Below are 11,424 nucleotides of genomic sequence, written 5' to 3'. Positions count from 1 at the left end.
GCCTAAAGGTGTATGCTTGAGTCTAACAGGATATCAGGATAATTTCGCAAAAAGCCCAAACCTGTTAAGATCGGCGTCTTTTTTATGGCGTTAATCGCGTCACATGCCCGAACTGTTACGGAAAGAGATGATGAACAAACACCCTGAAAAGTGGCTGGACGACGTACCGGACCCGCACGCCGAAGATGATGAAGACGATGAGATCATCTGGGTCAGTAAAAGTGAAATCAAACGCGATGCAGAAGCGCTGAAAGATCTTGGCGTGGAGCTGATTGAGCTCGGTAAAAATGCGCTGGAGCGCATCCCGCTGGATGACGATCTGCGTGCTGCGGTTGAGCTGGCGCAACGCATCAAAAAAGAAGGCCGCCGCCGTCAGGTGCAACTGATCGGTAAGATGCTACGTGCCCGCGATCCAGAACCGATTCAAATCGCACTGGATAAGCTGAAAAACTGCCACAACCAGCAGGTCGCTCTGTTTCACAAACTGGAACAACTGCGCGACAGGCTGATTGAGGAAGGGGATGATGCCATCCTGGATATCCTCGGGCTTTACCCGACCGCCGACCGCCAGCAGTTGCGCTCACTGGTGCGCAATGCGCAGAAAGAAAAAGCCGCTAACAAGCCGCCCAAATCTTATCGCCAAATTTTCCAGTATCTGCGCGAACGGGCCGAAGATCAGGCCTAGCCCCCAGAGGTAAATAGCCATGAGGTCAATCGCTCTGTGGTAAATCACCCCGTGGTGGAGTCGCCTTGGGCGTTACTCCACTAACGCATGCTGATAGCGGTGCAATATCTCTGTGATACGGCCGACCGATGCACCGATCTCCGGTGCTATCTGACGCTGACATAGCGCAATCTGATACTCATCCAATAAGGTCAGCAACTGAGTAAAGGCGTGACGCCGGGAAATTTCTCGTCGCGCGTCGCTGACCTGCTCTGCCACTTGACGAAGACGACGATGAAACGCCGACAGTTCACTGTCCATCGGCAACGGCAGATTCCGCATACGCTGGTGCAGAATAATCAGTGACAGCGCCAGACGGTATTTGGCAATGTCGTTGGGAAACAGGGTCAGCAGCAGGTAGAGCTGCTGATAGAGCGCAGGTAAGTGGTTCTCACGCCGTTTGGTTGGGTTGGTGATCGGTGCCGATACCGCACTGTAAACAAAGCGGTTAAGTAGTGCCTGCCCGGTGCGAGCCCGTGAATTATCTCGAATCAACAAGATAACCAGCCACGCCAGCAAGCAGCCGATAACCTGCCCAATCGCGCTGTCCAGAAAGTGGCTGAGATTAAACGTCATCGGGTTATCCAACACCAGAATATTGATGGTGCTGGCCAGCGCCCCCAGCGATCCCATACGCCGCTTTTGCACCTCAATACCGATGATGAAGGCCATAATGCCCAGACTGAGGCACAGCAGCAGCATGCTTTGCTGCGTGGAGGGCAACACAAACATGAACAGCAGCGATCCCAACGGCAAGGCATAGACCGTGTCGACCAGGAAATCGACCGCCATGCGTTTTGGGTTGGGCAGGCGCATCGCCAGCGCCGTCAGCACAGCAATCATCAGCATGCAGGCACTGCCTGAGGTCCAACCGGTGATAAGCCAAAATAAACACCCTACCGCCGTCGCCACGCCGGTGCGCCAGCCGTTGATCATCGCATGATGGCGCTCAGCGGACGCCGCTTTCACCATCACTTCATCACGCAGCAGTTCGCCCTCAACCTGCGTCAGACGGACGTTGGTCTGAATCCCTTTTGCCAGTAACAGATAGCCCGTTGCGGCCCCCACCTAGCCAATCAGCGTCGGCGGCACGGTCCTTCGCTCACCGGCTGCAATCGCGTGGCGCAGTTGCTTGACCCGTTTACGCACATCGGCCATCGACGCTACCGGTGCATGTATCAGCAATGCCAGACTGGTTCTGAGCGGCTCGGGTTTATCCTGTAGCACCAGATAGGTCTCACACGCCTGAGTAATCAGAGTAAATGATTGCGCCAGCAGCGCCTTGATGCGCCGATGGCTATTTTGCCAGCGCGCCGATTCCAGCAGTAGCGGATTGCCCATGCCAGGCAACGTCAAGCTCTTCACGCGATGCACCCCGAATACACAGTTGCAGTAGGCGATAGTGATCCAGCAGCAGCCCTTCCAGGCTGCTGTCGATATGGTGTTTGATGGAACGTGGGGTAAACAGCAGATCGGCCACAATGGCACAAACAATGCCTAAAACAATCTCGCTACAGCGCTCAACGGCGAACTGCGGCGTCAGCAACGGCGCACCCTGGGTGGATACGATGATAATTAATGCGGTATAGCCCGCCAATCCCCATACGTAGGCGTTTTCCACCTTAACCAGCGATGACACCCAGGTGCAAAATCCCGCCCATATGCAGCACAGCAGCAACATCACCAAGGGTGCACGAATGGTCGCGATGATAATCACCAGCGCACCGACACAGCCGATAAAGGTGCCCACAATGCGCAATATACCGCGATGCCGAATCGCCCCAGAAAAGGGATCGCCACCGGCAGAAAAAGCAGGACCAGCCGCGACGATGGCTGCAGTGAGCGCTTACCAACGTGACGTTTCCAACTGAAAGTGGAAACCGAGAAACAGTGACAGCACAACGGCAACGCTGAGTTTGCAGGCAAAACGCCAATGGGGAAAAGCAGGCATTTTCATCATGAACTCGTCTTAACCAAACTCACGCAGCCGATAGAGCAAACGAATCAACGGTGAAGGCTGCTTGTTTTGCGGGGCGTCTGCCTGCGCGATCACCACGGTGGCTGTGGTGCCCGCCGGATAAGGAATATCGCGCTGTTGATCCAGGTGGATTCTTACCGGCACGCGCTGTGCCAATCGCACCCATTCCAGATTGGCGTCCACCGTCGCCAGCCCTTTACTGTCTACGTTGGCGCTGCTGTTGGTGATCGCCGCCGCCACGCTGTCAACCGTACCGTAAAACAGCCGGTCGCTACCCAGCGGCGTGATCTCGACTCTGTCGCCAGCATGAACGCTTGCCAGCTTGGTCTCTTCCATATAGGCCACCAGATAGAACGAGCCCTTTTTCACCAGCGTCACGGCGGTTGCGCCGCGCGTAATGTATTCACCGCGCTGCACGTTGAGGTTGGTCACCCAACCGTCCGCTGGCGCGCGAATCAGGGTACGCTCCAGATCCAACGTCGCTTGCGCCTTGGCTAATTGATGCTGCGCGGTTTCCAACGCGCTGCCAGACTGATCGATCGCTTCCTGCGACATGACCTGTACGCCGAGGTGTGTGCGACGTCCAGACTCACGCCGCTTTTCATTGACCAGCGCCAGGTAGTAGTCCACATCTGCCTGTGCTTGCTGAAAACGAGGTGGATCGACCACAAAAAGCACATCCCCCTTTTTCACCTGCTGATTGTCATGCACCAACACCTCTGTCAGCAGACTGCTGACATCCGGTGCGATCGCCACAACGTCTGCGCTGAACTTCGCGTCTCGCGTCCACGGCGATTCGGTATAGAACGCCCAAACACGCAACAGCGCAACGGCAGCCAGCAACAGCACGCACAGCGTGATACCCACGCGCAGCAGCTTTTTGGTTATCAGCGAGATAACAGGAAATTTTATAGCAAGGGTTTTCACAGTGATCTCAAAGGGAGAAGCGAAAGATCAGATAAAACAGGCAGCAAAACAGAGCGGTGTTAAACAGCGCCGGATGCCATACCACATCATAAACGCCGGTGGGCTGTAAAACACGGTTCAACACAAAGAATACGGGCGGGAAGGACAGGCCAAACAGCACCATCACCGGGAGTGAACTCATCCTCTTTTCCTTTTCATTTCAATTGACGAATAAACAATACCGACCGTGTCACCGTAGACACAGGCATGAGGGTTCATTACCAACGACTACACAGGCCTTTCGCCATCAATGCTAAAAGGCATGAAGGGCATTACACTGATCAAGAGAGATAGCAGGTTGTTTAGTAGAAGCGAACGCAGCCTGTTACCTGATGGAAAAAAGTAGCACGAAGCACACCGGTATTCTTCCCGCCCGATTCGTTCGAATGCGGTGTATTATGGATGTTTATTTGCGTTTCATCTACGATGTGTGATCTAAATCACTTTTAAGCCAGAGTGAATAATGGAAAGACTAAAGAGCATGTCGGTCTTTGCGCGCGTAGTGCAGTGTGGCTCGTTTACCGCCGCAGCCCGACAATTGAATATGAGCGTTTCTGCCGTCAGCCAAACGGTGACCCGGCTGGAAGAAGAGCTACAGATCAAGCTGCTCAATCGCAGCACGCGCAGCATTGGGCTTACAGAATGCGGCAAGATCTACTACCACGGCTGCCGGCGTATGCTGCATGATACGCACAAAGCGCACGATCAGCTCTACGCCTTCAACAACACGCCGATCGGCACACTGCGCATTGGCAGTTCCTCCACCATGGCGCAAAATGTGCTGGCGGCCATTACAGCAGAGATGCTGCTAAAATACCCGGGGCTCTCGGTCAATCTGGTCACCGGAATTCCCGCCCCCGACCTGATTGCAGACGGGTTGGATATCGTTATCCGCGTGGGTGCCTTGCAGGACTCCAGCCTGTTTGCCAAACGTCTCGGTTCGATGCCAATGGTGGTGCGCGCCGCCAAACGTTATTTGACCCAGCATGGCACTCCGGAAAAATTGTCAGACGTGGAAAGTTTCTCCTGGTTGGAGTACACCGTGCGTGCAGACAGTGAATTCGAACTGATCGCCCCAGAGGGCATTTCCACCAAAATCGCACCGCAGGGTCGCTTTGCCACTAACGATCCGCAGACGCTGGTACGCTGGCTCAAAACCGGTGCAGGCATCGCCTATATCCCACTGATGTGGATCATCGACGAGATTGCGCGCGGCGAAGTGGAAATTCTGTTCAGCCGCTATCACTGCGATCCGCGCCCGGTTTACGCGTTGTATACACGCAAGGATAACTTGCCGCTCAAAGTACAACTGTGCATCAACTATATGACGGAGTATTTTAAGAACGTTGCTCAAATTTATCAAAGCCATAGAGAAGAGACGTTGGGAAAATAATTATTTTCACACTACGGTATTAACCTTAAAATTAAGTTTAGTATAGATTATCTTCACGTTCACGCTGTTATACTGTGCTTTCTTTAACCAAGGGGGCATTTATGACAACAGTATTTAATATTTCAGGGAGTTTGTTTTCAAAAACAATTTCATTGAATGAAATAGAAGAAATAAAAAATGCCAAAAACCCAAGTGAAATAAAAAGATTGTGGGATAGAATTGCAGACTGGTTTTGTGGAACTGATAAAGAAAATGCCAAAAAAGTGTTATTTGAACTGATCAATAATGATGATGCCAATATAAGAATAGACGCCTTTAATCAGTTAAAGGCCATGGCGTCACCCGCGTTTAAAGATGCATTCACCTACACGACGACAGCGATAAATGATACCGCGTTTACCGTCAATCTGTCTATTGGTGCTTTATTTTCTACGGGTGAGATCTCTACGGCGGGAAAAAGCATCAGTCTGAATGAACACATCAAGACCTTCACTCCAGAATATTTCATCAAACGAGACATTCATCTGGAGCAAGTAAAAAAAGACATACCAAGAAGTGAAATCTATCTTTGTCATACCACGACCCATCATGAACGCATTACCGTCGACATGCTGCCACAGATTATTAATAAGATATCAGAAAAACAAAAAGAATCGTTAAATGTTGCACTCTCTCAAATTGGCATTATCGATATCAAGAACCAAATTAATCATCATACCAAAGCGATGTCACTGCTCGGCGACCCCAGTAAAAAATTTTTTCTTTCTTTAGAGAATCAGGGAAACATCACCGTTGAAATACATATCATTAATAACCTTGACGCTGAAAAACATCGAGTTTATCAAGAAATTTATCCTGAATCTAAATATCCCTGTTTATACGCAAAAGCGCGGATTGATATCGACACTAACGGTAACTGTCATATCTCTGACATTACCCTCTCACATCCCGGCATTGAGTAGTCACCGTCATGCATTTTCATACTAACATGACGGTGACAAAGCACGGGAACTTATGCCGTACCGCCTACTGTCATACTGTCCAGTTTCAGCGTCGGTTGCCCAACGCCAACGGGCAGGCTTTGGCCCTCTTTACCGCATACGCCAACGCCTTTATCCAATGCCAAATCGTTACCCACCATCGAAATCTGCTGCATGGCTTCGATACCGGACCCAATCAGGGTTGCGCCTTTAACCGGCGTAGTGACTTTGCCATTTTCAATCAGATAGGCTTCGGAGGTTGGGAACACGAACTTGCCGGAGGTGATATCCACCTGGCCACCGCCAAAGTTGGGCGCATATAAACCGTATTCCACGCTGGAAATAATCTCTTCCGGCGTCGATTTACCCGCCAACATGTAGGTATTGGTCATGCGTGGCATCGGCAAATGGGCATAAGACTCGCGGCGACCATTACCAGTCGGCGCTATCCCAATCAAACGCGCGTTGAGCTTGTCTTGCATGTAGCCTTTCAGCACACCGTTCTTAATCAGCACGTTGTATTGTCCAACCACGCCTTCGTCATCCATCGCCAGCGAACCGCGGCGTCCTTCCAGCGTACCATCATCCACAACGGTGCACAGTTCAGAGGCAACCAGCTTGCCATCTGCCCGCTGAACACCGACGTGCCACGGCGGTTAAAATCCCCTTCCAGTCCGTGTCCGACAGCTTCATGCAGCAGCACACCCGGCCAGCCCGCGCCCAGTACCACCGGCATCGTGCCCGCAGGGGCAGCAACAGCGGAAAGGTTGACCAACGCCATACGCACCGCTTCTTTCGCCCAGGCCTCCACCCGCACTTCTCCGTCCACCACTTGCCAGAAGTAGTCGTAACCCACGCGCGCGCCACCGCCGCTGGCACCGCGTTCACGTTTACCATCCTGCTCAACCAGCACGCTGATCGACAGGCGCACCAGCGGACGCACATCAGCGGCCAGCGTGCCGTCTGTTGCCGCCACCAGCATGTCTTCATAGACACCGGTCAGGCTGACACTCACTTCCTGCACGCGGGCGTCGGCCGCGCGCGCCACAATGTCTGCGCGTTGCAGAAGTGCCAGTTTCTCTTCACGGCTCAGGCTATCCAGAGGATTGAGCTGCGGATACAGCGCACGATGAGCGTTTTCCCCCAGCGCGGCCAGTGCCCTGCTCGTGCATGATGCTAGGCGCTGCCTGGGCACTTTGGTGCAGCGCATTGAGCGTGATTTGGTCTGCATAGGCAAACCCGGTTTTTTCCCCGCTTACCGCGCGAATACCGACCCCTTGATCGATATTGTAAGAGCCATCTTTAATGATGCGGTCTTCCAACACCCAGGATTCATGGTAACTGGATTGAAAATAAAGATCGGCATAATCCAGGCGACGTTCATTCAATACCTCTAACACTGAGAACAGGTCTTGCTGGCTCAAGTTGTTAGCAGTGAGTAACTGTTCACTGACAAACGAAAGACTCATATTTTTTCCACTTTAGTTCACATGAAATCGATGAATAAACGGCACGGAGCCATCACTATGCTGGCGTATTAACGCCGCTCCTGCGCCGCATTTTTTTGCGGCTCGCGCAGGACTTCCTTAATCGTAGGCTGATCCAGGCTGCCATGAATCTGGTAGCGAATCAGCGAGATTTTGTTCCAGAGCGGTGCCAGCACCTTGCTGGCCGCAAACACGGCAGCACCAATCACCGGGTTGACCACAAAGGCGGTAGCCACACCCACCGTGGCTGATATTTCCGGTGCAATCACCGCTTCCATGGCAATTTGCCGGTTAGCCAGATCGACACGGCCCTTCATGGCGATATCGGCTTCCAACCCGTCGACCAGCAGATCGTCGGTATGCAACACGCCGTCTTTAATCCAGGCTGTGCTGCGGATAGAATCGAAATAGAAGCCTTTACCAAAGGTATCGCTGAAATCAAACTGCAATTTGCGCAGTAACGCATCAAAGCTCACCAGGCGCAGCAAGCGCCCCGCCTGACCGGTGCCCGCATTGACGATGTCGCCCTTGCCAATACGCGTGTGCAAAATACCGCTCAGGCTCGCCAGATGCGGTACCCACGGCGAACCACGCCAATAGAGATCATAGTCAACATCAAAGGTTGCTGCGCGCAGCGGCGTATCAATACCAAACCAGTCGGCATTTTGCTCCAGCGTACCGCCCCTCAAACGCCCTTTTAGTGCGGTGCGAACCCCTTCGGCATTCTCCTGCCAGCTACCGCTGGCAGTCAGCTTGGCTTTGCCGGTATCGATCACACCCTCACTGAGCGTCAGCTTATCTTTTTCTGGTTGCAGCGTCGCCGTGATTTGGCCTAGGTTCTGCCCGGCAATCCAGCATTCCCGGCAGGCAAGCTGCAACGCGGGCCACTCTTCAAAGCGGATGCTGGGGTCATTGAGCGGTGATTTCTTCTCCGCCAGCGCTACGGGGTTGGTTGCTTCATCCCCTTTCCACTGCGGGTTGTAGTAGAGATAGCGAATATCCGCGCGCCACATGCCGTTCTGTGGGACCGTCAAATTAGCATCAATCTCACGCCCGGTAGTGTGAATTTCATTACCCTGCGGCGTATTGCGGCTATTGAGTACCACGTCATGCCACTGCTGACCGAGCAGTTGCAGCGCGGGCGTACGCAGCGTCACGCTTTCCGGCACATGGATATTGCTTTGCGCCCCTTTTCGCAAGGCGGTATCGCCACGCAGGGCGGGCAATAATCCCAACCAATGCTCCGCATCAAGCGCGGGCAGAGCCAACACCAGTTCAGACTGTTCCGGCAACGTGAGAGGCGTTTGTGCCCCCTGCTGCCAGATTGCGCGCGCTAACGTCAGCACATCGCCACGCAATAACCACTGGCTATTAAACTGTGCCGTTTTTCCCAGACTACCTGAAAGCGTGAACCCTTTGAGATCCCCTTTGGCGGCAATCTTGAGCGGCACCATCGTCCCCTGTGCTTTATTGAGCGGCTCAGGTAAGCGAGTGCTTACATTTTTTAGGTCGGCATCAACGCTGACCTCATAGGTCTCAACGCCTTTATAGGGTAGATTCACCGTTACATCGCTACGCCAGGCGGCGGTTCCCGACAGTGCGGTTTGCAATGTTTTTGGCAGACCGGGGAACAGCGCGGGTGCCCATTCCCCCTTCAGCCCCACCTTTACCAGAAAGGCTTTTTCCTGCTCTTCGGTATTGAAACTGAACGTGACGGGCTGCCCTAACCAGTTAGCCGCAATATCATCGCTGTTCAGGGTACCATTGCGATAATGGAAGCGTCCTTTGAGCTGTTTCAGCGTGCTATTCAGCGGTTTGATATACAGGCTATTGTTATTGAGTTGAATATCGCCACTGGCCTCTACCGCGCCGTGTGCCAGGGGAATATCGAGGTGCAGCGTACCATTGACGTTACCGCCAATTTGCAGTTGCTTTAACGCGCTCCCCACGCTGTCCTTGAGCGGCGTTTGTTCAAAATAGTGTCCGACATCGGGCCCTTCCCCTTGAAGTTCGCCATCAATCAGCAACTTTTCTTTGCTGTAGTCAGGGATGGCGGCAAGAATATTTCTGCCAGCGACATTCCCTAACTGCGTTGATGGCGCGGACATCCACAGGCCGTTTTTGGCAAAATTGAGATCGATATCCAACGGTGACAGCGCGGGCCAGCCTGCTTCAAATTCAAAGGTAGCCGCACGTAGCGGCACCCATACTTGAAACTGGCCTTCGTTATGCTCAAAAGGGAAATGCGACGGGTTACCGGCAAAAATCAGCGTGGCGTTGTCGACGTGCCCCCCTTTTAACGCACAGTTCAGGTAGTTCACCAGTGGCGCACCCATCAGCGGTTCTGGGAAGTAACGCCAGGCTTCAGAGGCATCGGCTAGACGAATTTCCGCCAGAATATCCAGACGTGGCTCCCCATTCACCGGGTGACGGTATTGAAAATCGCCCTGAACCTGTAGCGCACGTGCCTGTACATTCAGCCCTTTACTCCACACTTCCCAGGCGTCGGCGACATTGCTCCAGTCTATAGCACCGTTTGCCTGTTGAATCTCGAACGGAGCCCGGAACTGATTACCGCTGGGCAGTACGCTTTGCGGCAACGCAAAGGTGACGCGTCCGCGTTCGACGCTACCGCTCAGCGTGCCAGCCAGCTTTTCGCCGCCCGGCAACCATTCCCACGCTTTCCAGTGCAGATCGCGCCATGCCGCTTGAAAACGACTTTTTTCCGGTTGTTTTAAAGGAATATCAAGGGCTAGTTGTGTCAGCAGCCCTTCCGGTTGCAGCGCCTCCCAGCGCGTTTTAAGCTCGGGCGTCACCGTGGACAGCAGCGGCAACAAATCACGCAAACGTGCCAAGCTCAGCTCACTGGCACGCACCCGCAGCATATCTTGTTGCTCTGCCGGCGACGCGGGGATCCAGCTCGCCGCCAGACTCCCTTTCGGCCAGGCAACGCCGTCCGTAGCCAGATTCAAGACAGGCACGGCAACCTGCCAGCCTTCACCTTCCCGCGTGGCATGCAGTGCCAGTTCGTCAACGCTCAGACGATGGATGTTGTCTCCTTCTTTCCAGGCTGCCGAGCCCTGGGCCAAAAAGACATCGCTGGCAACCAGCGCTCCGCTGCGCACCTGCAACCAGGCTGCAAGATTGAAATTGGCGCTCTCCAGCCCGGTATTATTTTTTAGCCATCGGCTGATCCAGGGCTTCATATCAATATTATCAGCCTGTAGGTACACCGTGCCGTCATTCAGATGACCCTGAATAGCCTGCAAATCCATGCGTACCTGCACCACGCCGTGCTGCCCATTGAAACTCGACAGGCTGATTTGCCCTTCGGCACGGTGTCGGTTGTTGCGGTTCAACCAGGTCAATTGCGGGATGGCGAGCTCCGCACGATCGCCAGAAGGCGTGAGGAAAGAGAGGCGGCTGTCGCGCAGATCGAAATGATCGAACTGCTGGAGGAACAGCGTACTTAGACGATCGGTTTCGATCAGGCTACCGTCGGCCCGCTGCCCGGTCAATGTGGCATCCAGCGTCAGGTGCATGCGGTGGAACGTCAGATCGCGAAACTGCCAGCGCGCATGCAGCAATGACTGCCACACATCCAGCGCGAGCGTGATGCGCTCTGCCTGCCAGCGCACAGCAGGCGACTCGCTCGTCAGGCCATCGATCGAAAGCGTCGGCCCAAAAGAAGCCCAACTGCCAGTAAGGCGTTGCGCGTCAACCGATACGCCCGTCGTCGACGTAACCCACGCCATGATTTGCGGCCGAAAACGATCGAGCTGCGGCATCGCTAATCGTAAACCACTGACGATCAGCGCCACGACAACAACAATCGTAGCACCCGTCATCAGCAATAGGCCGGGCAGTCGCCTCACACTATTCTCCTTGATCTTCGT

Annotated in this window: 6 protein-coding genes and 2 pseudogenes; 3 read left to right on the top strand and 5 right to left on the bottom strand. The window is 53.7% G+C overall.

Annotated elements, in window-relative coordinates:
* Positions 1 to 130 precede the first annotated feature (130 nt).
* On the top strand, positions 131 to 685 hold the full coding sequence (gene yjgA, locus CS369_RS20175) for a ribosome biogenesis factor YjgA (RefSeq protein ID WP_196908543.1): 555 nt from the start codon (positions 131 to 133) through the stop codon (positions 683 to 685).
* Between the two features lie 72 nt (positions 686 to 757).
* Here yjgA and aaeB read toward each other — a convergent pair.
* From aaeB to aaeX, 3 genes and pseudogenes are all read right to left on the bottom strand, one after another.
* Positions 758 to 2,681, bottom strand: a pseudogene (aaeB, locus tag CS369_RS20170) (p-hydroxybenzoic acid efflux pump subunit AaeB).
* 12 nt (positions 2,682 to 2,693) lie between these two features.
* Positions 2,694 to 3,629, bottom strand: a complete 936-nt coding sequence (aaeA, locus tag CS369_RS20165; protein ID WP_374191093.1) for a p-hydroxybenzoic acid efflux pump subunit AaeA — start codon at positions 3,627 to 3,629, stop codon at positions 2,694 to 2,696.
* Positions 3,630 to 3,636: 7 nt separating this feature from the next.
* On the bottom strand, positions 3,637 to 3,810 hold the full coding sequence (gene aaeX, locus CS369_RS20160) for a p-hydroxybenzoic acid efflux pump operon protein AaeX (RefSeq protein WP_196908453.1): 174 nt from the start codon (positions 3,808 to 3,810) through the stop codon (positions 3,637 to 3,639).
* 321 nt (positions 3,811 to 4,131) lie between these two features.
* On the opposite strand from aaeX, the gene aaeR reads away from it, so the two are divergent.
* Together aaeR and CS369_RS20150 are read left to right on the top strand one after the other, a co-directional pair.
* Entirely contained in the window at positions 4,132 to 5,061 is a 930-nt protein-coding gene (aaeR, locus tag CS369_RS20155) for an HTH-type transcriptional activator AaeR (protein WP_196908452.1), read from the top strand.
* A 101-nt stretch (positions 5,062 to 5,162) separates the two neighbouring features.
* Positions 5,163 to 6,023, top strand: a complete 861-nt coding sequence (locus tag CS369_RS20150) for a hypothetical protein (protein ID WP_196908451.1) — start codon at positions 5,163 to 5,165, stop codon at positions 6,021 to 6,023.
* Positions 6,024 to 6,073: 50 nt separating this feature from the next.
* On the opposite strand, the pseudogene tldD reads toward CS369_RS20150, so the two are convergent.
* Both tldD and yhdP read right to left on the bottom strand, forming a co-directional pair.
* Positions 6,074 to 7,510, bottom strand: a pseudogene (gene tldD / locus CS369_RS20145) (metalloprotease TldD).
* Between the two features lie 68 nt (positions 7,511 to 7,578).
* Entirely contained in the window at positions 7,579 to 11,403 is a 3,825-nt protein-coding gene (yhdP, locus tag CS369_RS20140) for an AsmA2 domain-containing protein YhdP (protein WP_196908450.1), read from the bottom strand.
* Positions 11,404 to 11,424: the final 21 nt, after the last annotated feature.

Source organism: Candidatus Symbiopectobacterium sp. 'North America' (genome assembly GCF_015762685.1).
Taxonomy (GTDB): domain Bacteria; phylum Pseudomonadota; class Gammaproteobacteria; order Enterobacterales; family Enterobacteriaceae; genus Symbiopectobacterium.
The sequence above is the reverse complement of the archived record's forward strand: the minus strand, read 5'-3'. Positions and strand labels throughout refer to the sequence as shown.